The sequence below is a fragment of the Streptomyces lomondensis genome (assembly GCF_014651035.1).
GTDB lineage: Bacteria > Actinomycetota > Actinomycetes > Streptomycetales > Streptomycetaceae > Streptomyces > Streptomyces lomondensis.
Map to the genome: position 1 here is coordinate 779,159 of NZ_BMWC01000001.1, position 22,788 is coordinate 801,946.

At 72.0% G+C, this 22,788-nt stretch carries 18 protein-coding genes; 8 read left to right on the plus strand and 10 right to left on the minus strand.

Annotated features, from left to right (window positions below):
* Window positions 1–15 precede the first annotated feature (15 nt).
* The 6 genes from IE255_RS03385 to pgfA form a co-directional block, all read right to left on the minus strand.
* Complete coding sequence (locus IE255_RS03385; RefSeq protein ID WP_190048575.1) at window positions 16–750, minus strand: class I SAM-dependent methyltransferase; 735 nt, start codon at window positions 748–750, stop codon at window positions 16–18.
* Window positions 747–1,994, minus strand: coding sequence for a condensation protein (locus IE255_RS03390; protein ID WP_190048576.1), 1,248 nt, complete (start codon window positions 1,992–1,994; stop codon window positions 747–749). The genes IE255_RS03385 and IE255_RS03390 overlap by 4 nt, the downstream gene beginning before the upstream one ends.
* The gene (locus tag IE255_RS03395; RefSeq protein WP_190048577.1) at window positions 1,991–6,163 is read right to left on the minus strand and encodes an alpha-(1->3)-arabinofuranosyltransferase; all 4,173 of its coding nucleotides are present in this window, start codon (window positions 6,161–6,163) and stop codon (window positions 1,991–1,993) included. The genes IE255_RS03390 and IE255_RS03395 overlap by 4 nt, the downstream gene beginning before the upstream one ends.
* Window positions 6,160–6,885, minus strand: coding sequence for a class I SAM-dependent methyltransferase (locus IE255_RS03400; RefSeq protein WP_190048578.1), 726 nt, complete (start codon window positions 6,883–6,885; stop codon window positions 6,160–6,162). The genes IE255_RS03395 and IE255_RS03400 overlap by 4 nt, the downstream gene beginning before the upstream one ends.
* Window positions 6,886–6,992: 107 nt before the next feature.
* The gene (locus tag IE255_RS03405; RefSeq protein WP_190048579.1) at window positions 6,993–8,144 is read right to left on the minus strand and encodes a glycosyltransferase family 4 protein; all 1,152 of its coding nucleotides are present in this window, start codon (window positions 8,142–8,144) and stop codon (window positions 6,993–6,995) included.
* A gap of 218 nt (window positions 8,145–8,362) precedes the next feature.
* Window positions 8,363–9,358 (minus strand): cell envelope lipid trafficking protein PgfA, encoded by a 996-nt coding sequence (gene pgfA, locus IE255_RS03410; protein WP_190048580.1) that lies wholly within the window; start codon window positions 9,356–9,358, stop codon window positions 8,363–8,365.
* A 216-nt stretch (window positions 9,359–9,574) separates the two neighbouring features.
* Here pgfA and IE255_RS03415 point away from each other — a divergent pair, with 216 nt between their 5' ends.
* Both IE255_RS03415 and IE255_RS03420 read left to right on the plus strand, forming a co-directional pair.
* The gene (locus IE255_RS03415) at window positions 9,575–9,727 is read left to right on the plus strand and encodes a hypothetical protein (RefSeq protein ID WP_010042314.1); all 153 of its coding nucleotides are present in this window, start codon (window positions 9,575–9,577) and stop codon (window positions 9,725–9,727) included.
* 3 nt (window positions 9,728–9,730) lie between these two features.
* A complete protein-coding gene (locus IE255_RS03420; RefSeq protein WP_190048581.1) occupies window positions 9,731–10,975 on the plus strand; it encodes a PucR family transcriptional regulator in 1,245 nt (414 codons plus the stop codon).
* 31 nt (window positions 10,976–11,006) lie between these two features.
* Here the strand turns inward: IE255_RS03420 and IE255_RS03425 are convergent, their stop codons facing one another.
* Complete coding sequence (locus IE255_RS03425) at window positions 11,007–13,022, minus strand: TerD family protein (protein ID WP_190049336.1); 2,016 nt, start codon at window positions 13,020–13,022, stop codon at window positions 11,007–11,009.
* Between the two features lie 227 nt (window positions 13,023–13,249).
* Here IE255_RS03425 and IE255_RS03430 point away from each other — a divergent pair, with 227 nt between their 5' ends.
* Window positions 13,250–14,023, plus strand: coding sequence for an IclR family transcriptional regulator (locus tag IE255_RS03430; RefSeq protein ID WP_190048582.1), 774 nt, complete (start codon window positions 13,250–13,252; stop codon window positions 14,021–14,023).
* The gene (locus tag IE255_RS03435; RefSeq protein ID WP_190048583.1) at window positions 14,020–14,868 is read left to right on the plus strand and encodes an SMP-30/gluconolactonase/LRE family protein; all 849 of its coding nucleotides are present in this window, start codon (window positions 14,020–14,022) and stop codon (window positions 14,866–14,868) included. The genes IE255_RS03430 and IE255_RS03435 overlap by 4 nt, the downstream gene beginning before the upstream one ends.
* Window positions 14,869–15,066: 198 nt before the next feature.
* On the opposite strand, the gene IE255_RS03440 is transcribed toward IE255_RS03435, so the two are convergent.
* The 3 genes from IE255_RS03440 to IE255_RS03450 are packed head-to-tail and all read right to left on the minus strand — an operon-like array spanning window position 15,067 to window position 18,349.
* A complete protein-coding gene (locus tag IE255_RS03440) occupies window positions 15,067–16,470 on the minus strand; it encodes an NAD(P)/FAD-dependent oxidoreductase (protein WP_190048584.1) in 1,404 nt (467 codons plus the stop codon).
* On the minus strand, window positions 16,467–17,687 hold the full coding sequence (locus IE255_RS03445; RefSeq protein WP_190048585.1) for an MAB_1171c family putative transporter: 1,221 nt from the start codon (window positions 17,685–17,687) through the stop codon (window positions 16,467–16,469). Before IE255_RS03445 ends, IE255_RS03440 begins: the two co-directional genes overlap by 4 nt.
* On the minus strand, window positions 17,684–18,349 hold the full coding sequence (locus tag IE255_RS03450) for a toxin-antitoxin system, toxin component family protein (RefSeq protein ID WP_190048586.1): 666 nt from the start codon (window positions 18,347–18,349) through the stop codon (window positions 17,684–17,686). Before IE255_RS03450 ends, IE255_RS03445 begins: the two co-directional genes overlap by 4 nt.
* 254 nt (window positions 18,350–18,603) lie before the next feature.
* Between IE255_RS03450 and IE255_RS03455 the strand changes: the two genes are divergently transcribed.
* Genes IE255_RS03455 through IE255_RS03470 form a run of 4 tightly spaced genes read left to right on the plus strand, consistent with a single transcriptional unit; the run spans window position 18,604 to window position 22,725 of the window.
* The gene (locus tag IE255_RS03455; RefSeq protein WP_190048587.1) at window positions 18,604–19,962 is read left to right on the plus strand and encodes an extracellular solute-binding protein; all 1,359 of its coding nucleotides are present in this window, start codon (window positions 18,604–18,606) and stop codon (window positions 19,960–19,962) included.
* Complete coding sequence (locus tag IE255_RS03460; protein WP_190048588.1) at window positions 19,959–20,897, plus strand: carbohydrate ABC transporter permease; 939 nt, start codon at window positions 19,959–19,961, stop codon at window positions 20,895–20,897. Before IE255_RS03455 ends, IE255_RS03460 begins: the two co-directional genes overlap by 4 nt.
* On the plus strand, window positions 20,894–21,757 hold the full coding sequence (locus tag IE255_RS03465; protein ID WP_190048589.1) for a carbohydrate ABC transporter permease: 864 nt from the start codon (window positions 20,894–20,896) through the stop codon (window positions 21,755–21,757). The genes IE255_RS03460 and IE255_RS03465 overlap by 4 nt, the downstream gene beginning before the upstream one ends.
* Entirely contained in the window at window positions 21,754–22,725 is a 972-nt protein-coding gene (locus tag IE255_RS03470) for an arabinan endo-1,5-alpha-L-arabinosidase (RefSeq protein WP_229906267.1), read from the plus strand. Before IE255_RS03465 ends, IE255_RS03470 begins: the two co-directional genes overlap by 4 nt.
* The last annotated feature ends 63 nt before the right edge of the window (window positions 22,726–22,788 follow it).

Genomic DNA, 22,788 nt, shown 5'->3' on the forward strand with positions numbered 1-22,788 from the left:
TCCCCACCACATGGGCTACGTCCTCCTGGCGTGCAGCAGCAGGATCGACGCCAGCTGCGGCCGGGCGCAGGCCAGCCGGTCCAGCGGCCGCAGCGGGCGCGGCACGCCGTGGAAGGGAGCGCCTTCGAGCCTCACGACAGTGAACCCGGAGGCGGCGACGAACTCCCGCAGCGCGCGCGGGGTGTAGAGGCGCAGGTGTCCCACGACCTCCTTGCCCGGGCGGCCGTGGATGCCGCGCAGGCTGACCTCCGAGAAGACCGGCTGCACGCCGGCCAGCAGCAGGGCCCGGTTGTACCAGGCGGCCAGGTTCGGGGTGGACAGCATCAGATGGCCCCCGGGGCGCAGGATCCGCCGGATCTCGTCCAGCGCGGCGTCCGGGTCGACGAGATGCTCGATGACCTCGCTGAACAGCACGGCGTCGGCCGACTCGGCGGCGAACGGCAGCCCACCGCCGGTGAGTTCGCCGCGGACGGCGTAGGGGATGCGGGTGCGGGCGCGGCGCAGGGCGTCCTGGGACCAGTCGACGCCGATGACGCGGTGGCCGGGGAGGAGGGGGGCGGCGGTGGCGGCGGCGGTGCCGTCTCCGCAGCCGATGTCGAGGACGGTCTGCGGGTGGTCGGCGGCCGGTCCGAGGGCCCGGGCCAGCATGCGGGCCTGGCGGAGGCTGCGCGGGGTGCCGGAGGCGACGGGCACGGCCGGGTTCTCGTAGAAGTCGCGCAGATCGCGGGGCTTCACAGGGGAGGTCGTCACGAGGTCACCTCCGTGGTGTGCAGATAGTGCTCGAAGAGGTCGCGGAGGTGGGCGCCGTCGCCGTGGCCGAGCAGGGCCCGGGACCAGCGCAGGGCCAGGTGGAGGCGGCCGGCCGTGGAGGCGGTGGTCACGGTCAGACCACGCGGCATCCGGGCCGGGGCGGAGAACCAGACCGCGTGCGCGCGTCCCGCCTCCTCGCCGAAGTCCAGCGGGTACGGGATGCGGCCGATGTTGCTGAGCAGGGTCGTCGACGTCCAGGGCGCGGCGGCCCTGCGCAGGGCGCGGGTGAGGGCGGCGCGGGCGGCGACCGGGGCCCAGGGGGCGGTGAGCAGGGCGGCGCCGTGGCCGAGCTGGGGGCGGGGGAGGGACTTCAGGGCGCGGGTGCGCTCCGCGGTGCGGCGGAGCAGGGTGGGCAGGTCGGGATCGCTCAACTCGCCGGGTGCGAAGGGGACTTCGACCAGGCGGGTGCCGTTGCCGATGGGCATGCTCGTGTCGCGGGGCCGGTCGTCCACGGGCATGGTGATGCGCAGAGGTCGGGGCCGGGAGCCGTGTTCCCGGTTCCAGTGGGCGAGGGTCAGGGCCGTGGTGACCATGAGCTGGTCGTTGACGGTGTAGGGGGAGCCCTTGGGGCGGTGGGGGACGGGCAGTTCGGTGACGAGCATGCCGTTGCCCGGGGAGCGGTCGGGCGTGCCGTGCGCGACCCGCGCGGGGGGTGACCAGTTGGCCGGGGTGTCCGGGGCTTCCCGGTGCGGCTCCGCGGGACGGACCGGGGGCGCCGCGGGGGCGTTGTCCCTGCCGCCGTAGAGCTCCGCGGCCGTTGCCAGGACACGGAGGCAGGCCGGGCCGTCCAGGGCGGTGTGGTTGATGGTGAGGATGAGGACCGAGCCGACTACTTCGAGCCGTATCGGCGGTGACATCGACAGCGGCGGTGCCTCCGCCAGGGCCCGGGTCCTGGCGTCCTGAAGGGCTCGGGGGCCCGGCGGGGCGAAGGTCACCACCTCCACGTCCGGTTCCGCCGTCAGCTCCCACTCGTAGCGCCGCCGGTACCAGGGCCCCCGCGCCTCCCGCATCAGGATCCGCGGGTGCCGGTACAGGGCCTCCGTGAACGCCTTGCGCAGACGCGTCCGGTCGAGCGTGCCCGGCAGGTGGACCTCGATGTGGACCGTCTCGGGTTCCTCCTCCTGGAGGCAGTGCCGGGAGACCTCGTCCACCACCGGGAACGGAATGCGTACTGGTGTCGTCATGCGGGCCTGCCCTCCCCGGTGTCCGTCCTCGGCAGCTGCCGGGTGGGCGCCTCCGAGGGCGGCCGCTCGCGCAGGCTCACCAGCCCCGCGAACAGGCCGATCAGCGCCAGCAGTTGGGCCAGGTGTCCGAACGCGCCCGCACCCGCCCCGACCGGCTCCCCGGCCCCGGCCGCCGCGACGATCCCCGCCGCCGCCAGCGCCGCGAACGCGATCGGCACCAGCAGCGTGTGCCGCCGCGCGGCGAGCAGCGCCAGCGCCGGGACCAGCAGCGCGAACCAGCCCGCGATCACCGCTCCGACCAGCGTCAGCGCCACCGTGCCGAGCCACAGGCCGGGCAGCGGCGGGGCCGGCTGCGGCGCGTCCGGGTTGGGGGCGCGGCGGCGCCACAGGGCCAGGCCCAGCAGGACCGCGATGCCGGCGCCGCTGCCGATCAGCCCGGCGTCGTACGTCGTGGCCGGCTCGTACGACAGCTTGACCGAGCCGCCCGCCCCGGCCGGGATCCGCCAGCCCTGCTGCCAGCCGTCCAGCCGCACCGGGGTCAGCTCCTTGCCGTTCAGCGTGGCCCGCCAGCCCTCGTTGAAGTTCTCGTACGTCGTCAGGTACGAGGCCGCGCCCGAGCCGACCGTCACCTCGCGCCGGTCGCCCAGCCAGTCCCGGACGCGCAGCTCACGCCTGGCCGCGGCGGCCTCGGGGACCGTCCCGCGGGTCAGGGTCACGTCCGTGAGCGCGAGCGGGCCCGCGTCGCCGCCCTCCAGCCGGTGTTCGCCCGCGGGCAGCCGCACCTCGGTGTCGCCGCGGCCCTCCTGGCAGAGCGTCACCTCCACGCCCCGCCGCTCCACCAGGTCCCGGACGGTCCCCTTCGCGCTCGTCTGGTACAGCTCGCCGTCCAGCGCCACGTCCGGGCCCTTCCCGCACGGCAGCGAGAACGTCCGGGTGCCGTCCGGCTGCGGGGTGCGGTACTGGTCGAGGGACGGGATGTACGCCTCCGTGAGGCCCACCGGCAGCCGCAGGTCCTCGTCGGCGACCGGGTTGTGGAGGGTCAGCGGGGCCGTCTCGGTGACGGTGATGTCGAGCCGGTCGGTGGTGATGGGCGGGAAGCGGACCCAGCCGTTCTCGTCGACGCCGGCGATGGCCGCGCCGTCCGGGGAGCTGATGTGCACCTCGGAGGCGCGGGTGGACAGGCCGCCCGCCGGGGCCAGGACCAGTTCCCCGACCGGCTGCTTGCCGTCCCAGCGCAGGTGGATCGTCGGCCGGTCGCCCGCGATCCACGCCGTCGTCAGGTCGCCGTCGGTCAGGTTGCGCGCCCCGAGGCCCGCGCCGAGGCGTGCCGTGGAGTCGGCGGTGGCGACGATCCGGGCCTGCTGCTCGGGCGCCACTTCGTACAGCAGCTCGTCGAGCTCCTCGCCCGGCACCGGCACCGCGCTCGCCTTCACCTCGTACGTCCCGGCGGCGGGGGTAGTGAAGCGGCGGTGCAGCCCGGCCTCCGTGCCGGTCGCGGACAGGCCGGTCGGGTCGGAGGCGCGGCGCAGGGAGACGACGGTGGCGTCCGCGGTGGCCTGGTCCGCGTCGGCCGGCAGCCGCAGCAGCCGCGTCACCCGCACGTCCGGCAGGTCGATCTCGGAGAAGCCCGCGCCCGTCAGACCGGCCCGGCGCTCCACCGAGTCCACGATCGTCAGCTTCATCCAGCGCGTCGCGCCCTCGGGCGCCTTGATCCGCTGCGTCATGCCGTTCGGCTGGAGGAAGCTCGTCCTCGCGCCCTTCTCGGTCTCCACCCGTACCTTCGTCGCCGCCGCCCGCACGCTCTCCTGCGGCAGCGGCGTGACCTTGAAGGAGGACGGCATGGCGTAGGAGCCGGTGAAGCCGATGCGCAGCCACTGCCCGTCCGGCGTGTCCGGCGCGCCCTCCGCCCAGGCGGTGTCCGGGTTGCCGTCGAAGGCGTTCACCGGGTCGTACTGCGGCAGGTGGAAGAGCCAGTTGCCGTACGAGGACGCCGTCACCGAGCGGGCGCCGCGCAGTTCGGCCACCGTCTGGTGCTCGACGCCCTCGGCCGGCAGGATCTGGCGCGGCTTCTCGCCCGGGTCCTGCTGGGCGTCGGGCGCGTTGCGCTCGTCACGCGTGTACGTGTACGACGTACCGGCGTTGACCACCCCGAACCGGGTGTCCGCCCGCCGCATCCCGTCACCCACCACCTGCACGGCCGGGGTGCCGAGCCCGGGGTGGTGGTCGCCGGTCAGGACGGTCGCCCGGCCGCGCAGCTGGGACGCCAGCGGCAGCAGCGCCTCCGGCCCGCCGGACACCACGGCCGTGTCGGCGACCGGGGCGAGCCCGGCCTGCCCGGGCCGGATCACGTCGTCCCCGGCCGGCCGGTAGATCTCCACGGCCCGCTGCCGCGGGTACAGCCCCTCGACCTGGAGCGGCGCGTCCTGCGCGATCCTGCCGCCGGTCATCACCGGCCCGAGCCCCGTCACCCGCTCGTACCCCGACTGTTCGAGGGTGCGCTTGACGGTCGCGGTCGGCACGTACCCGATCTGGTCGGGATCCAGGTCATTGCGTACGACGACGTAGTACAGCCCGGCCCGGCTCAAGTAGTCGGCCAGGCCCGGCACTTCGCCCCCGGTCAGCAGCGCCTGCTCGACGGCGTCCATGGCACGCCGGTTGCCGGGCGTGCCGAACGGGACGTAGTCGCGCTGCGCCCACCGCGACTCGGCCAGCACGTCGAGCGGCTGGTCGATGGGCGAGCCCCAGGTGTAGATGCCGTGCGCGGTCGCCGGGACGACCAGGGCGCGGGAGTCGGGGGAGTACTTCTCCAGCCAGTCGGCCGTGGCCTGCCAGTAGGTGGGCAGCTTCTGGAAGGAACCCGGGTTGAGGATCGAGCCGTTGAGGTACGGCCACAGCAGCCCCGGAAGGATCAGCACGGCCGCGACCAGCGGGGCGAAACGCCGGCCGCGCACCGGCCGGGCCCCGCGCTGCTCGGCCGCCACACCCACCAGATGCGCCAGGCCCAGCACGAGCGCCAGCGCCAGGCCGGTCTGGAACTTGTAGATGTTCCGGAACGGCGACAGCCACCCGTCCAGCCAGCCCTGCACGACCCCGTGGAACGGCGCCCCGAACGCGCCGCCGTACCCGGCGAGCAGCACCAGCGCCGTCACCAGCACGGTCAGCACCAGCCACCGCCGCTCGGGCAGGTCCCGCCGGGCGAGTCCGGCGAGCCCCAGACCGGCCGCCAGCGCCGAGCACACGATCACCACGACCGACGAGGCCACGGCCCACCCCGCGGGCAGCCACGCCTCACCGAAGTGCAGATAGGCGACCCAGTTCCCGGCGCCGCGCAGCGCCTCGGTCGCCGACATGGTGTCCGTGGTCGTCCGCGCGGTCTCTATATAGGGGAGGAAGTTCTCGCCGTAGACGCCGAGCAGCAGCAGCGGCACCCACCACCAGGCCGTCACCACGATCACGGCCGGGGCCCACCAGGCGATCAGCTTGCGCTGCCGCGGCCCCGGCGGCCGGGACAGCAGATACAGCCCGACCGGCAGCAGGGACGCCAGCGTCGCCGACGCGTTCACCCCGCCCATGAACGGCACGAGCAGCGCCGACCGCAGCGCCGCGACCCGGGCCGCGTACCGCTCGTTCGTCAGCGGCAGCAGCACCCACGGCAGGAACGCCCCGGGCAGCGCGGCGGCCGACGTCGACCCGACGACGGTCGTGAACACCGGCCACAACGCATACGCCACGGCCCCCAGCAACCGGGAGGCCCCACTGCCCACCCGCAGCCGCTCGGCCAGCCGCAACGCCCCCCAGAAGGCGACGGAGACGATCAACGACATCCACAGCCGCTCGGCCAGCCACACCGGCAACCGCACCAGGTCGCACAGCCAGTAGAACGGCAGCATCGGCCAGAGATAGCCGACGTACTGGTCCTGGATGCCGCCGAACCCGGCCCGGTCGTGCCACAACTGCCCGAGGTCGGCGAGGAACTGCCCCGGGTCGACCGTGACGCCGAGCTTGGTGTCGAAGGTCTGCCGGCCCGGCCGCACCGCGAGGAACAACACGAACACCACGGCCCAGAACCCCAGCAGCCAGCGCCGCGACCGCGGGCCCTCAGGGGGACCGGCCGCGGCCGCGGTGGTGGGGACGGCTGCCGGGGGAGGAGCCTGGACCGTGGTTGTCATGCAGAACACCGCCGCAGGATGAGGAGGAGGTTCCAGGTGGCGAACTCGCGGATCCCGGGCGCCTTGACGACGGTCTCCGCGAGGAAGGGCCAGTAGCGGGAACGCGCCGAGACGACCGTGACGTCGTCGCGGGCGCGCACCTGCCGCAGGGTGGAGCCGATGTGCACCGCGAACAGGTTCTCGCCGAGCGTGTGCTTGGCGGGCCTGCCGGTCCGCCGCAGATAGCGGGCCCGGGCCCGCTCCGCGCCGAAGTAGTGCCACGGGGCCCACTCGTGCCCGCCCCACGGCGACAGCCAGTTGGTGAACGACACGTAGATCAGCCCGCCGGGCCGGGTCACCCGGGCCAGCTCGCTGAGGAACGTCTCCGGGTCGGCCACGTGCTCCAGCACGTTGGAGGAGAAGGTGACGTCCGCGACGCCGTCCCGCAGCGGCAGCAGATACCCGTCGGCGACGACGGCCGACTCCGGGGGCTTCTCGCCGAGTTCGGCCATGTCCGGCTCGAAGAGGAACGCGTTCGCCCCACGCCGCCGGAACTCCTCGGTGAAGTACCCGCTGCCGCCGCCGACGTCCAGGACGGTACGCCCGGCGACGGACCCGTCGTAGGCCTCGACCTGATCGACGGCGTCGCGGGCGAGCAGGGAGTAGCACGCCTCGGGGTCGTCCTGCTCGTGAAGGAAGGCGCGGAACAGGGCGAGGGAGCGCCGAAAGGAGGGATCCCTCACGTCGTGGTGCGGGGAATCGCCCTTCGAGGGGCGCGGGGAACTGCGCGACCAGCCACGCACAACCCGCACACGCGACACGGCATCACCGACACGGCGAATGGGCGACGTCACGGAGCCCAGCCCCTCACCGCCTCCGCGGCAACAGCCCTGAACTGCCGCACGGTCCGGTCCCACCGGAACTGCGCCGCCCGCTCCCGGGCCGCCTTGCCCATCAACTCCCGCCGCCGCCCGGAGAGAGCCAACGCGCACCACGCCGCCGCGAACGAGGACTCACCGCGCGCGAGAACCCCGGTCTCACCATCGACCACGGAGTCCTTGAGCCCGGGCACGTCGAAGGCGACCGCCGGCGTCTCCCGAGCCGCCGCCTCCGTCACGACCAGCCCCCACCCCTCCACGGCGGAGGGATGCAGCAGCAACCAAGCCGCACACAGCAGACGGTGCTTCTCGGCTTCCGGCACGAACCCGGTGAACTCCACACCGGGCCCGGCGAGCTGCTCCAGACGGGCCCGCTCCGGCCCGTCCCCGACGATCACCAACCGCCCGCCGGTCACCGGCCGCACCCGCTCCCACAACCGCAGCAGCAGATCGATCCGCTTGTACTCGACGAGCCGCCCGACGGCGACGAACAACGGCTCCGGCGAGCGCTCGGCTCTCGGCCCGGGCTCCTCGACGCCGTTGTGCACGACCCGGATCCGCTCCCGCTCGACGCCGATCGCCCGCAGGGCGTGGGCGGTCGAGGAGGACACGGCGACGAGCAGGTTCTTCTGCTGCGCCCCGGTCAGCGCCCAGTGTTCGAGTCTTCGGCCGATCCGCGCCGCCGGGGCCAGCGGCCCGCCGAAGCGCATCGTCCACAGGTCGGTATGGACGTGGTTGACCAGACACAAGGTCGGGCCCTGATGCCACAACGGCGCCAGGTACGGCATGCCGTTGCACACCTCGACCAGCAGATCGCAGTCACCGACCTGCCGGGCGAAGGCCGACCGGGCGCGCAGATAGTGCCCGTACGGGCCGCCCGCCGACACGACCCGGTAGTCGCGGAAGGCCGCGGGCCCCCCGCACAGCAGGGTCACCTGGTGGCCCAGCCGGGTCAGCCCGTCGGCGAGCTTGTCGACCAGCAGCTCGGAGCCGCCGGCGGACGGGTTGTCCAGATCTCGATGGGCGAGGAAGACGATCCGGCGCGGATGTGGGGGGAGCGCCGGAGGGTGCTGCGGCGCGCTGGGGGACGCGGCGCGCAGCTGGGACGGTACGTGCTGGGGCATGGGTGCTCCAACTCGTCTCGGGGTGCGGAACTCAGCGTGGGGAAACGTGGGGGGTGTGTGCGTGGCAGGGGGGTCGGCCTGTGGGGGGCCTGAGCTCTTCCTGGGAGGGGGGTGTGGACGGGTTGTGCTCGGGTGGGGTTGGACAGTTTTCGCCCGGACGTTCGCCAGGGCTACTCACCGACGTGACAATTTCCGGCTTTGTTAGAGCTGACGTCACATCACATCGTGAGCGTGGGCTGGGGCATGTCAGACGAATCGGAAGGAACGGGCTGCTCCGGCTCCTTCCGCCCACGCACCACAAGAACACCACCGATCACCGCGAGTACGAAACCGGCCACGGCCGCCCCGATCGGCAACGTCACGCCCACCAGGCGCAGTTGACCGCTGTCGCGCTCCGCCTGCCGCACCGCTTCCTTCTGCGTCTCGGTCGTGAAGGAGATCTTCCGGCTGTCCAGCAGCACCGCCGCGTCCTTCGTACCGCCCGGCGCCCGCAGAGTCCGCTTCGGCCCGGTCTGCGCGTACAGCACCCGGCCGGTGGCCTGGTCGACGATCAGCTCGAAGCCGTGGTTGGCGTACCACTCCTCGGCCAGCACCTGCGGCCGGTTCGGCTGGTCGACGAGGGTGCCGGGCACCATGCGCGTGCCGGTCCTCGTCGGCGGCACGGAGCCGGTGAACTTGTAACCCGTGTAGCCCTGGACCTTCTCGGTGCCCCGGTAGCGCAGCACGACCGTGTCGCCGAGGGTGTTGTCCCACCACTGGTAGGAGCGTTTCTGCACGTCGAAGGGGAACTTCAGATAGGCCTCGCCCTCGATGTAGGGCTTCTCCCCGCAGCAGTGCACGGGCCGGGTGGTCTTCCGGTCCATCACCCAGCGGTGCGGCGTGAAGTCCAGCGCGTCGTGCGGGTCGGCGGCCGGCAGCGACTTGTCGGTGTCGACCGTGGTCGTCACGTCCCAGACGGCGTTGCCGCTGCGTTCGCTGTCCGCGACGTTGCCCCGCACCCGCTGGGTCACGGTGATCTTCCGGTCGGGCACCGTCTCGATCCGGTCAGTGTCGAAGACGCTGCCCCGGCCGGTGTAGACGGCGGTCGTGTCGATGTCGATCGGGTTCACCGCGGCGCGCGGCTGCACGTACCAGGCGAGCAGGGGCGCCAGCACCAGCAGGAACGTGCCGAGACCCAGCAGGACCAGGGAAAACGGAGAGGTTGTACGGCGCATCCGGGCACTCCAGTGGCTTGGGACGGCTCGACGTACGAGAGGACCGGCACGGCGGCGGAATGCGCGCGTGCGGTTGGGCCGGGAACCGTAGGCCGCTCTTGACGGGGTGTCAATGCTTGTCGAGACTGGGCGGCGACAGGCAGGGACGGGGTGCCGGGGTGGGGACAACCTCCGGACGATCTCCGGACGAATCCGGACAGAGAGGCTGACCCTGCGATGTCCAGACTGCTCGCTGCCGCGCTGACCGTCGCGCTCGCCGCCGCCCTCGCCGTGGGCGCCGCGCTGGGCGTGGTCGCGCTGCTCGAAGCCACACCCGACCAGCCGAACACGCCCCTGATCACGTACGAGCAGGCCGGGCAGGGGAGTTGACCGATGACGGCCGCCCGCACCGGAACCGTCACCACACGCTCGGCCTGGCACGACGTACCGCGCTTCCAGGTGCGCCGGTTCGCCGCGATCGCCATGGCCGAGGCGCCCGAACTCGCCGAGGAGATCCTCCGCGAGATACAGCGCGAGTACCCGCATCTGCCCGTCGTCCTCGACGACTCCGGTGAGCCGATGGCCCTGGTCGGCATCCGCCGCGCCATCGAGGTCTTCGTGCAGCACCTGGAGAACTCCGAGGGCCGCCCGACCGTACCGCCGGGCGTCTTCCAGGACTTCGGCCGCGGCGAGGGCCTGAACGGCCGCTCCCTCGACTCCCTCCAGGCCATCTACCGCATGGGCGTACGCCTGGCCTGGCGCCGGTTCGCCGACATCGGCCAGCGCGTGGAGATCCCGCCCCCGGCGATGTACGAACTCGTCGACGCGGGCTACGAGTACCTGGACGGCCTGGTCGACCAGTCCGTACGCGGCTACGCCGAGGCGGCGGCCCGCCAGGCCGGCGAACGCCTGCGCCTGCAACGCCGCCTCATGGAACTCCTGCTGGCCGAACACCACCGCGGCGACCCCGCCGAGGCCCTGGCCGAACGGGCCGCCCGCATCGGCTGGCCGCTGCCCGAGAAGGTCGCGGTCGGCGTCCTGCTGCGCCCCGCCCGGGAGGCGATGGCCCCCGCGGTCGGCCAGGGCGTCCTGCTCGACATGGAATACGAACAGCCCCGGATGGTCGTCCCCGAGCCCGACGCCGCCGGCCGCCCCGAACTCCTGCACCGGGCCCTGGCCGGCTGGTCCGGCGCGATCGGCCCGCCGGTCCCGCTCGCGGACGCGGCGAAGTCCCTGCGCTGGGCCGAGGCGGCGGTCCGCCTGATGGAACGCGACCTCCTCCCCTCCGGCGAGGTCCTCTACTGCACCGAGCACACCGAGGCCCTGGTCCTCCTCCAGCCCGAGGAACTGATCGACGACCTGGCCCTGCGCTGCCTGGCCCCCCTGACCCACTGCGGCCCCACCCACGGCCGCCGCCTGGCCGAGACCCTCCTGGCCTGGCTGGAGACCCGCGGCGGCGCCCCCGAGGTCGCCACCCGCCTCGGCGTCCACCCCCAGACCGTCCGCTACCGCCTCCGCCAGATCCGCGAACTGTGGGGCGACGAGATCGACGACCCCGACCGGCGTTTCGAACTGGAACTGGTGCTGCGGGCGCAGAGGTTGAGGGGGGAGCTGGGGGTGATGCGGGGGCGGCGGTGAGCGGGCAGGCGAAGATCACCGCCACCGCGCCTTACACAGCGGCCCGTTCCCTCGACGCCGCCCGCCCGGAGACCGGACCGTCCAGGTGGACCACCACCGAGGTGTAGAACCGGTGCACGGCGTCGTCGACGCTGCGGATGAAACCGGACTCGGCGTTGCCCCGGCCGCTGCCCATGCCCTTGAAGAGGGACAGACGGAAACCGGTGATCCGCAGGGCGCTGTCCTTGGGGAGCAGGTCCGCCGGTTCGGGCCGCAGCCGCTCCAGCGTGCCCCGGGGGCCGCCCGTCTCGCCCTCCACCAGGGTCTCGACGTGCAGGTCCGCCGGTGCCTCGGCGAGACGGCGGACCAGACGCTTGGCCCAGGTCAGGGGATAGCCCTGCTCGGGTGCCGGGATCTCCACGGACGTGCGCAGCTTGGCGGTACGCAGATCGGCGCTGATGGTGAGGAGCCCGGGCGCTCCCTCGACGCGCAGTTTCGCCTGGAGCCTGCCTTCCAGGCACAGCTGGTCCGCCAGGCGGGCGCGGCGGGCCCCGGGATCGGTGCCGCGCCTGGTGCGCTGGGCGGGCAGCACCTTCTGCCCGAGTTCGCCGCCGAGCCGCAGACACACCTGACGGATGAGCCGCTCCCAGCTCTCGACGACCCCCAGGGCGCGGGGGTCGCCCTGGCAGAGGGTCTCATCACTGATGCCGTTGCGGACCGGCACCCAGGCCGAGCCCATGTTCTGGAACCCGTGGCAGCCGGAGTTCTCGTGCTGGAGGTAGTGCAGGAGATCCTGGAGCAGCCAGGTGCGCGCCGCGTTCCCGACGCCTTCGTGACGGATCAGCATCTGGGCCTGATGGGCCACTTCGGCCCATGACAGGTGCCACAGGGCCACCTGGTGCTTGCGCCGCCGGTCGATCTTGACGTCGACCAGCGGGCTGCCCTCCAGCGCGACGTCGTTCGACAGGGTGATCACGGCCTCGTAGCCGCGCCGGGCCGCGATGTCCATGTAGGCCTGCACCTGATCGGACTTCAGGGGATTGCCGTTGGTCTTGGTCTCCACGAGCGCCGTCCACAGCTTCCCGGCGCGCTCCACGCGGATGACTCCGTCGGGGCGGCGAGGCGTGTCCCCGTGGGGCAGGGAGACCTCGGTGAAGGTCTCCATGCGGCCGGACGGCGCACCGAAGGGAGCGGTGATCCGCCTGCCGAACCGAGGGACCTGGGCCATCACCGACAGCAGCACCGAGGTGGAGCGCATCTCCCGGTCCCGGTCACTCTTGAGTGCCGACACCGGAAAGAGCCGGGCCTGCTTCCAGGACTCGTTCTCGGCCAGGCTCTTCACGGGCGCCCTGGGCGGCGTGACCTTCTTCTTCGCGGTCCGGGGCCGGGCCGTCCGCTTCTTCGGCGCGACTTCCTCGCCGGCCGGCGGACGCGGTGCCGGGACGGCCTCCAGCGTCGTCTGCGGCTGGGTGTCCGGCGGCGCGGTGACGGCGACGGATTCCTCGGCGACCGCCGCCTCGGACTCCGCCTCGTCGTCCTCGATGTCGACGCCGAAGTCCGTCGCCAGCCCCGCCAGTCCGCTCTCGTAGCCCTGCCCCACGGCCCGGAACTTCCATTCCGTCCCGCGCCGGTACAGCTCACCGAAGATGATCGCGCTCACCGGGCCGGGGTCGTCGATGACGAACCGCAGGAGGCTCTCGCCCCCGGCGTCGGCCAGTGTCACCTTCAGGTCGTCCAGCTCGGCGAATCGGGCCTGCTCGTAGCGGCTCGCGGCCACGACGATCCGCTCCACGTCGGCCGGTACCGCGGTCAGGTCGAAGCTGATCCGGTCCTCGCTGCCGTCCGCGGTCGGTTCCTTGCCCAGCAGCTGCACGCTGCCGTCGGCGGCCACCGGGTTGTTGTAGAAGTAGAAGTCGGCGTCGCTGCGTACCTTGCCGTTCCCGTCGAGCAGCAGCACGGACACGTCGGCGTCGCCCTCACCGGTCGGGCTGGACCAGCCCAGGCTGACGATCGCGGAACCGACGTTCTCGCTCAGGGCCGTCAAAGCCACGTTCGAGCCCATGGTCATGTCATGCACAGAGATCCCCCCACCCTTGCGACACCTGTGACGTGTCGCACACCGGGCACTTTAATGCGCACACAACGTGCTCGTGGGTTTCCGCCCGCCGGCCTCTCCCCATTGCCCGGGCAAACCTCTGTGGCTAGCCTGTGTTCGTCATGCCGATCGCCTGTTGATATCTCGAACGTCGAGGTCTGGAACACAGGCGCCTGAGACACATAGGGAGGGGGCCGGTCGTGGGACGCCTCGTACCAGCAGTGACCCGGGCTCTCGACATTCTCGAGCTCTTTCTCGACGGGGACGGGACGCTCTCCGCCCCCGACATCGTGCGCAAGCTCCAGCTGCCGCGCACCACCGTGCACGAGCTGGTGACCACGCTCGCCGCCCGGAAGTACATCGTCCCCGTGCCCGGACAGCCCGGACGCTACCGGCTGGGCGTACGCCCGTACCAGCTCGGCGCCCGTTACGCCGAGCAGCTCGACCTCGCCGCCGAGGGGCAGCAGGTCGCCCGGTCCGTCGCCGAGACCTGCGACGAGACCGTGCACGTGGCGATCCTGGAGGACACGGACGTCATCTACATCGCCAAGGTCGACTCCACGCACGCCGTGCGGATGGTGTCGGCGGCGGGCCGCAGGCTGCCCGCCCACTGCACCTCCGTCGGCAAGATGCTGCTGGCCTCCCTTCCCGAGCACGAGCTCGCCGCGCGCATCCCCGACGGCGCCGAGCTGGTCGCGATGACCCCCAACAGCATCACCGACCCGGCCGCCCTGCGCGAGACCCTGGCCGAGATCCGTGAGCGGGGCCTCGCCGTGGAGAGCCGCGAGTCCAACCCGGACGTGAGCTGCGTGGCCGCCCCGGTCCGCGACCGCACCGGCCAGGTCGTCGCCGCCCTGTCGATCTCCGTGCCGATGATCCGCTGGAGCGAGGAGCGCCGGGCCGAGCTGGAGCAGCTCGCCGCGAAGGGCGCCGCCGAGCTGTCCGAGCACCTCGGCCACCGGAGCGTGGCATGACGACGCCGTACGAGGTCGCGGTACGGGCCGAGGCAGAGCTCGGCGAGGGGCCGACCTGGGACGCGGCGGCCGGCCGTCTGCTGTGGATCGACATCCTCGGCTGCCGGGTGCACACGTACGACCCGGCCACCAGGCACCGCACGGTCCGCCGCACCGAACAGCACGTGGGCGCCGTCAAGCCGCGCGCCGGCGGCGGACTCGTGCTGAATCTGCGCGACGGGGTCGGGCTCCTCGACCCCGACGACACCTTCCGCTGGCTGCACCACGAGCCCGTCCCCGGCCGCCGCGCCAACGACGCCGCCGTCGCGCCCGACGGCGCGCTGTGGGCCGGCACGATGCGGTACGACGAGGCTCCGGGGGGCGGCACGCTGTCCCGCGTCACGGGTGACGGCACGGTCGACCTCGTCCTCGACGACGTGGCCGTCAGCAATGGCACGGGGTGGAGCCCCGACGGGCGGCTCATGTACTACATCGACTCCCCGACCCGGCGGGTCGACGTCTTCGACTACGCGGACGGGCGGGTCTCCGGACGGCGCACCCTCGCCGAGATCGAGGACGGCTCGGGCTTTCCCGACGGGCTGACCGTGGATGCCGACGGGTGTGTGTGGGTCGCGCTGTGGCAGGGGTCGGCGGTGCGGCGGTACACGCCGGAGGGGCAGCTGGACCGGGTGATCGAGTTGCCGGTGCCGCTGGTGACGGCCTGTGCGTTCGGTGGGGCGGGGCTGTCCGACCTGTACATCACGACGGCTCGTACGGGGCTGAGCGAGCCGCCCACGCTGGCCGGCTCCCTGTTCGTGGTGCCGGGTGCGGGGAAGGGACTGGCACAACCCGCCTTCGCAGGATAGGCGGCCAGGCGGCTAGGGCCTGTCGTTTGGATCAGGTCGCAGGGAAGTGACGGTGCTGTTCAGTGCCGGTGAGCGGGGTCTGGTGCGTACAGCTGCAAGGCGGAGGAGGGCGTCGACGCGGAGCGTCGGCAACCGACGACAACGCGGCAGATGCGCGTGCCAGACCCCGCGTCTGCGGCGTGATCCAAACGACAGGCCCTAGGGGAGCCCCGCCGCCTTCCGCTCCCCGGCCGTCAACGGCGGCCCGCCCAGCGGCGGCTTCAGCGGCCCCACCGCGGCCGCCAGCAGCACCGACGGGGTCAGCAGCACCTCCGCCCCCCGCTCCAGGGACGTCACATCGGTCACCCGGCGGGCGATGCGGCCGTTGCCCGTCGCCGTGTACATCAGGCGGTCGACGTACGCGGTCACGAGCCGGTCCCGCAGCGTGGGGCCGTGCTCGGTCGCGCCCGGGTAGAAGACGTCCTGGCCGATGGCCAGGTCCCAGGCCGCGCCGACCGGGCGGGACACCGCCTGCTGGATCCGGAGGGACAGCCCGGGCGCGCCCCAGCCGTGCCGCCGTACCGTCTCGCGCAGCAGCAGGGCGCTCTGCGCGGCGACGGCCAGGCCGTGCCCGTAGACCGGGTTGAACGCGGCGAGGGCGTCGCCGAGGACGGCGAAGCCGGCGGGCCACACCGGCATGCGTTCGTAGAAGTGCCGGCGGTTGACCGTCGTGCGGGTGAAGGACACGTCGGACAGCGGCTCGGCCTGGGCGAGCAGGTCGCCGATGAGCGGGTGGCGCAGGTCCTCGCGGGCGAAGCGGACGAAGTCGTCGTTCTGAGGGGACGGCCGGCCGCCGCGCGTGCCGCACAGGGTGACGATCCAGCGGCCCTCCTCGATGGGCAGCAGGAAGCCCGCCCGCCCGGGCCCGCCCTCGCGCCGGTCGGGCTGGACGTTGACGACGGGGAAGTCGTCGCGGGCCGCGGCGGGGGCGAGGTAGAGGCGGCTGGCGTAGGCCAGGCCCGCGTCGACCTCGCGTCGCTCCGCGAGCGGCAGGCCGAGGCCGGTCAGCCAGTGCGCGGCCTGGGAGCCGCGGCCCGAGGCGTCGATCACCAGGTCGGCGGTGAGGGTCCGCTCGGGACCGTCGGACGGCCGGATCCGTACGCCCGTGACCGCGGTGTCCGTGCCGGTGAGGCCCACCGCCTCCGCCCGCTCGACGAGTTCGATCCGTTCGTCGGCCAGGACCCGCGCGCGGACCGTCGCGTCGAGCAGGTCCCGGCCGGCCAGGACCACGTGGTGGGACTCCTCCCAGCGCCGGAACCAGCCGCGCGTGCCCAGGGCGACGATGTCCGTGGTGACCGGGCGCCGGTTCGCCCCGGCCTCCCGGAGCACCCCGGTGATGCCCGGCAGCAGCTCCTCCATGGCCCGCACCCCGCCCGACCAGAGCATGTGGGCGTGCCGGGCCTGCGGCAGCCCCTTGCGCGGGCCGGGCGCCGCGGGCAGTGTGTCGCGCTCCACGACGACGACCCGGTCGGCGACATCGGCCAGGGCGCGGGCCGCGAGCATGCCGGAGTGGGATCCCCCCAGGACGACGGCGGTTCTGGCGGGGGCGGATCTGTCAGTCATGCGCGGGCGTTCTCTCTCCCGGGGGCGGCCGCGCGCGAGCGTACCGCCTCGATGTGGTCGCGGTGGCGCAGGGCGCGGGACACGGCCTGGATCTCCTGGAGCAGGTAGGTGGTGTCGGGGCCGGACGGGGCGGCGGCGCTGTCGGACCGCGGGGGCCGCTCCCGGGCCGGGACGGCGTCCAGGATCGTGACGGCGGCGGCCAGGGCCTTCGCCCGGCCGGGCTCGAACCCGAGGTCCAGGGCCGCCTCGTAGGACCGTTCCCGCAGATCCTCGTCGAGATGCCGGGACAGCTGGAGGAGCACGTCGCGGATGTACGTCTCGCGGCGGATCAGGCGCAGTTCGCCGGTGGCGCGCGGGGTGAAGGGGGCACCGCCGCCGTTCACGGTGCGCAGCAGCAGGTAGAGGGGGCGCAGCCGCCAGTGGGCGAGCCGGATGCGCCACCGCTCGTGCAGGTACTGGCCGCCGTGCGGGATGATGAAGCCGATCGCGACCATGGTGGCCGACACGCAGGCGGCCGACGGTGCCAGGTAGGTGCTCAGCCAGTCCAGATCGTGGCCGGTCAACCGGGCCGTGACGGCGGTGAGTTTGGCGGCGTCGAACAGCAGGTTCGTCGCGTAGCCGACGCCGAGGAACCTGAGGCCCCAGCGCAGCCAGGCGTCGAGGCCGTCGGTGCGCACCCAGTTCCAGATCAGCCGGGCCGTGACCGAGCAGGCCACGGTGTGCGCGAGCAGGTAGAGCAGGATCTCCTCGCGCATGAAGGGCGTGTTCGCGTAGTACGTGTCGAGGTCCCGGCGGCGTTCCACGGGCACGTCCGCGAGCCAGAACAGCACCCACAGGGCGACGACCACACCCGCGTAGGCGAAGACGACCCAGCGGGCCGCGCGGCGCGTCGAGCCGGAGCGGTCGGACAGGCCGTTGCGCCAGGCGACGATCAGCAGCAGCCAGGACGCGCACAACGCGGTGAGCAGCGAATACACCAGCGGCGCCGCGATGTTGGGCACGCCGGTGACACGGTTGGTCCAGCCGATGACCGACGGGGACGCGAAGACGAACACCGCGCAGGCGAACAGCAGCAGCCCGCCGACGGCCCGCAGCATCGGGTCCCGCCACATCTTCACCAGGCTGGGCAGCTTGATGACCAGGGCGAGGGTCAGCGCCCCGATCGGCAGCCAGAAGGAGACGGCGAACCCGTCGAGGACATCCCGTGCGTGGGTCATCGCGCGCCGCCCCCGCGTCCCCGGTAGCCCATCGACCGCCGCACCGGGTCGAGGGCGGCGTCCGCCGCGCGCCCGCCCGCGAGGGGGCCATGAGCGAGGGAACCGCCCGCGAGGGAGCCGTCCGCGAGGCAGCCCTCCGCGAAGGAGCGGAAGACGGCGGCCAGCCGGTGCCCGAACGCGTCGGCCTCGGACTCGTCCCGCTCGCGCGAGCCGTCCCGGGCCGCCACCGCCAGCGCCACGGACTTCCAGCCCGGCTCCCGTTCCAGGGCCCGGGCCGCCGCCGTACCGGCGACATGGTGGTGGCCGTGCCCCGCGTACAGATGCCACAGCTCATGCCCGAGGATGACCAACTGCTGCACCGCCTCGGCCCGCTCCTCGACGATGACGAGGTCGAAGTCCTGGAACTCCACCCACAGGCCGGTCACTTCGATCTCGTCGGGGAAGCGCTCGAACCGCAGCTCGACGGGCCGTCCGCCGCGCCGCGCGCTCATCTCCTCGCACACCGCCCGGCACAACGACCGCACGTCGGTGGGACACTGCGGTCTCGCCCGGACCGCCGCGGCGAGCTCCTCGGCCAGGCCGCGCATGGTGGAGCCCCTGCGCGAGCGCCGGAACGCGGCGGTGACCCGGGCAACCGTCCTCCGCGCGCCCGCGATGTCCATCGCTCCCCCTTCTCACCACCGGCCGACGGCCAAGGCCCTTCAAGAGGACCCCAGGCAGCGCGTCCGAGCCTACGCGCCTGAAAGTGTGCGCGTCATGCGATCCGATGTCCGTAGTTCAACGGAGAACGACCGAACTCACCCAAAAGTCCTGCCCCGACTTCCTGTCCGACCCATTGACGCGCAGGCGCTTCGAACCTACGGTCCCGTTCGAAGTTACGAGCACTATTCGGGATCTCGAACAGTAAGGGCAGGGCATGGGACGACCTGGCCTGAATCGCAGGCAGCTTCTCGCCGGGCTCGGCGGGCTCTCCGTCGCGGGCAGCTTCGGCTTCGCCGCACTCGGCACCGGAGCCGACGCACTCGCCTCGGACGCCAACACGCGCGTGCGGTACTGGAACCTCTTCAGCGGCGGCGACGGCTACAACATGATCGCGATGCTGAACTCCTTCCGTAAGGAGCATCCGGACATCGCGGTCAAGGACTCCACGCTCCAGTGGGGCAGCCCCTTCTACACCAAGCTCGCCATGGCCGCCGCGGGCAACCGCGCACCCGACCTCGGCGTCATGCACATGGGCCGGGTCACCGGCTTCTCGCCCGGCCGCCTCCTGGACGCCTGGGACGTCGACCTGCTCGCCAAGTACGGCGTACGCAAGCAGGACTTCAACCCCCAGCTGTGGAACCGCGGCGTCATCGACGGCAACCTCTACGCCGTCCCCCTCGACAGCCACGTCCAGCTCTGCTTCTACCGCAAGGACGTGCTGAAGAAGGCGGGGCTGCTCGGCGACGACGGCCGGATGGTGCCCGTGACGTCGACCGACGAGTGGTTCGACGTGCTCAAGGAGGCCAAGAAGGCCACCAAGAGGGGCCTGCAGACCATCGGCATATGGAACAGCGACCAGAACTTCCAGTGGTGGTTCTTCGTCGCCTTCTACACCCAGCTCGGCGGCACCTGGTTCAACGACACCGACACCGAGGTCACCTTCGACACCGACAAGGCCACCCAGGTCCTTCAGTTCCTGCGCCGGCACATCACTGACGGCTACGCCATCCCGAGCTTCGGCGGCACCGCGAGCGCCGAACAGTTCGTCAACGGCTCCCCCTTCGTCTGGGAGGGCAACTGGTCGGTGCCGGTCTACGACACCGCGAAGATCGACTACGGCGCGACCCCGCTGCCGCCCGTCTTCGGCAAGCCCGCCACCCACGCCGAGTCGCACGCCTTCGTCCTGCCGCACCAGTCCGACCGCGGCGGCCCCGCCAACGAGGGCGCCCACCGACTCGCCGCCTACATCGTCCGGCACGCCCAGCAGTGGGCGCTCGGCGGTCACATCCCCGCCTACCGGCCGGTCCTGTCCACGGCCGCGTACCGGAAGATGAGCCCCCAGAACGAGTACGTCTCGGCCATGGACCACCAGGCCACCGAGCCCAAGGTGTGGTTCGCCGGATCCACCGGCATCCTCGCCCAGCGCGTCGGCCCCATCGTCGTCTCCTCCACGATGGGCTCCGCCAAGCCGGAGACCGCCGCCCGCCGCATGAAGAGCGAACTCACCAGGCTCCTCGCCACGAAGAACCCCATGGACGGCAAGACCGCCGCGCAGGGAGGTGCGGTCGCATGACCACCAGCGCTCAGACCGTCATCGCACCGGCGCGCGCGAAGACCGCCGCCCACACCGCCACCGTCCGCCGCAAGCAGGGCTTCCAGCACGGCGGCTGGTTCGTCGCCCCGTTCCTCAGCCTGTTCGCGCTCTTCGTGATCTGGCCGCTGCTGCGCGGCGTCTACCTCAGCTTCACCGACGCCAACATCTCCGGCGACAGCGCGAACTTCGTCGGCCTCGACAACTACCGCGAGGCCCTCAAGGACCCGCTGGTGTGGGACACGCTCGGCCACAGCGCGTACTTCACGCTCATGGTCGTGCCCTGCATCACGGTCCTCGCCTTCTTCCTCGCGATGCTCGCCCACCACATCGAGCGCGGCAAATGGCTGTGGCGGCTGTGCTTCTTCGCCCCGTTCCTGCTGCCGTCGACCGTCGCCGCCAACCTGTGGCAGTGGCTGTTCAACCCCGGCACCGGAATGATCAACCACGTCTTCGGCCTCGACACGCCGTGGCTGACCGACAAGTCCTACGCGATGCTCGCGGTGGTCGTCTGCACGCTCTGGTGGACGGTCGGCTTCAGCTTCCTGCTCTACCTCGCCGCGCTCCAGGGCATCCCCGACCACCTCTACGAGGCCGCCAAGCTGGACGGCGCGAACGCCTGGCACCGCATGGTCCACATCACCCTGCCGATGCTGCGCAACATCACCGGCCTCGTCATCGCCCTGCAGATCCTCGCCTCGCTCCAGGTCTTCGACCAGGCCGTCGTGATGATGGACTTCATGCCCGGCCCCGAGGAATCGACCCGCACCATCGTCCAGTACACCCTCGAAGAGGGCTTCACCAGCTACCGCGTGGGCTACGCCTCCGCGATCTCCATCATCTTCTTCGTGATCATCGCGTCCGTCGCCGTCGCGCGGATGTGGCTGCTGCGCAAGCGTGAGGAGGGCGTGCGATGACCGCCACGCAGGTACAAGCCAACGTACGGGCGAGGAGGCCCTGGACGCCGAGCCAGATCGTCCTCACCCTGCTCGGCACCGCCGTCTCCGTGGTGTTCATGGCCCCGCTCGCCTGGGCCCTGTTCACCTCCCTCAAGTCCGAGACCGAGGCCGTCGAGGTGCCGACGCACTGGCTGCCGAAGGACTGGACCACCCAGGCCTGGACGGCCATCTTCGACACCGGCAACATCACCAACTGGTTCGTGAACTCCGTCGTCGTCTCCGTCTGCGTCACGGCCGTCGTCCTGCTGGTCAGCTCGCTGGCCGGATACGGCTTCGCCCGCACCGAGTTCCGCGGCAAGAGCGCCCTGATGGGCCTGGTCATGGCGGGCCTGATGGTCTCGCCCGCCGTCCTCGGCGTCCCGCTCTTCACGACCGTCCAGCAGATGGGCATGGTCGACACCTACTGGGGCATGATCCTGCCGCAGTGCGCGCCCGCCGCGATGGTCTACATCCTCTACAAGTTCTTCCAGGGCATCCCGCGCGAACTGGAGGAGGCCGCGTTCATCGACGGCGCCGGACGCTGGCGGGTCTTCTTCACCATCGTCCTGCCCCTGTCCCGCCCCTCCCTCGCCGCGGTCGGCATCTTCACCTTCATCGCCTCGTGGAACAACTTCCTGTGGCCGTACATGGTGACCAACAACCCCGACCTGATGACCATGCCGAACGGCATCGCGACCGTCATGAACTCCTACGGCATCCAGTGGGCCCAGCTCATGGCCGGCGGCCTGATGGCGGGCCTGCCCCTGATCATCGTCTTCGTCTTCTTCCAGAGGCAGATCGTGGCGGGCGTCGCCCACACGGGATTGGCGGGACAGTGACCCTGCGCAGCACCCTCACCACCCTGGCGGCGGCCACCCTCCTGGCCCTGCTGCCGCACACCGCACAGGCGGCGGAGCCCTACCCCGACCCCCGCCCGATCACCGGCCAGGAGATCATCCACGACCCGACCGTCTCCCGCCTGAAGTCCGGCGGCTACGTCGCCTACTCCACCGGCGGCATCATCGGCGCCCGCCTGTCCGAGGACGGCCGGCACTGGACCGACGCCGGCAACGCCTTCGCCGAGCCCCCGGCCTGGTGGTACGAGTACAACGACAAGGCCGATCCCTGGGCCCCCGACCTGTCCCGGCGCGACGGCCGCTACTGGCTCTACTACTCCGTATCCTCCTGGGGCAGCAACCACTCCGCGATCGGCGTCGCCACGTCCCGCACGGGCCTGCCCGGCACCTGGACCGACCACGGCAAGGTCTTCACCTCGGAGACGACCGACACGTGGAACGCCATCGACCCGGCCATCATTCGCGCCGACGGAAAGCTGTGGATGTCCTTCGGCTCCTACTGGACCGGCATCCGCATGGTCGAGCTGAACCCCAAGACGGGCAAGGCGATCCCGGGCGCCCAGGTCCACCACCTGGCGACCCGCCCCGACGCCCCCTACGCGGTCGAGGGCCCGTACATCCTCAAACACGGCCGCCACTACTACCTCTTCGCGTCCTACGACGCCTGCTGCCAGGGCGTGAACTCGACGTACAAGATCAAGGTCGGCAGGTCTACGTCCGTGACCGGCCCGTACATCGACAGCACGGGCAAGCCGATGCTGGAAGGCGGCGGCGACTTGGTCCTGGAGGGCCACGGCCGCTACATCGGCACGGGCGGCGAGTCGGTCTTCAGGGACAGAGGCAAAGATGTCCTGGCGTACCACTACTACGACGCGGAGGATTCGGGGACGCCGAAGCTCGGGCTCAACACGTTGCGCTGGACAAAGGACGGTTGGCCAGTCGTCCTCTAGGGGCGCGGGGCTGTATCGATATGCGGCTCCGCCGCGTGGGCGCGAGCAACCACGAATCACCCG

Excerpts from the sequence above, each read along its gene's own strand:
- IE255_RS03405 (WP_190048579.1), bottom strand. The coding sequence starts at position 8,144 with ATGCCCCAGCACGTACCGTCCCAGCTGCGCGCCGCGTCCCCCAGCGCG.
- IE255_RS03465 (WP_190048589.1), top strand. The coding sequence starts at position 20,894 with ATGACCGCCACGCAGGTACAAGCCAACGTACGGGCGAGGAGGCCCTGG.
- IE255_RS03395 (WP_190048577.1), bottom strand. The coding sequence starts at position 6,163 with ATGACAACCACGGTCCAGGCTCCTCCCCCGGCAGCCGTCCCCACCACC.
- pgfA (WP_190048580.1), bottom strand. The coding sequence starts at position 9,358 with ATGCGCCGTACAACCTCTCCGTTTTCCCTGGTCCTGCTGGGTCTCGGC.
- IE255_RS03420 (WP_190048581.1), top strand. The coding sequence starts at position 9,731 with ATGACGGCCGCCCGCACCGGAACCGTCACCACACGCTCGGCCTGGCAC.
- IE255_RS03445 (WP_190048585.1), bottom strand. The coding sequence starts at position 17,687 with ATGACCCACGCACGGGATGTCCTCGACGGGTTCGCCGTCTCCTTCTGG.
- IE255_RS03450 (WP_190048586.1), bottom strand. The coding sequence starts at position 18,349 with ATGGACATCGCGGGCGCGCGGAGGACGGTTGCCCGGGTCACCGCCGCG.
- IE255_RS03435 (WP_190048583.1), top strand. The coding sequence starts at position 14,020 with ATGACGACGCCGTACGAGGTCGCGGTACGGGCCGAGGCAGAGCTCGGC.
- IE255_RS03425 (WP_190049336.1), bottom strand. The coding sequence starts at position 13,022 with ATGACCATGGGCTCGAACGTGGCTTTGACGGCCCTGAGCGAGAACGTC.
- IE255_RS03440 (WP_190048584.1), bottom strand. The coding sequence starts at position 16,470 with ATGACTGACAGATCCGCCCCCGCCAGAACCGCCGTCGTCCTGGGGGGA.
- IE255_RS03455 (WP_190048587.1), top strand. The coding sequence starts at position 18,604 with ATGGGACGACCTGGCCTGAATCGCAGGCAGCTTCTCGCCGGGCTCGGC.
- IE255_RS03390 (WP_190048576.1), bottom strand. The coding sequence starts at position 1,994 with ATGACGACACCAGTACGCATTCCGTTCCCGGTGGTGGACGAGGTCTCC.
- IE255_RS03460 (WP_190048588.1), top strand. The coding sequence starts at position 19,959 with ATGACCACCAGCGCTCAGACCGTCATCGCACCGGCGCGCGCGAAGACC.
- IE255_RS03415 (WP_010042314.1), top strand. The coding sequence starts at position 9,575 with ATGTCCAGACTGCTCGCTGCCGCGCTGACCGTCGCGCTCGCCGCCGCC.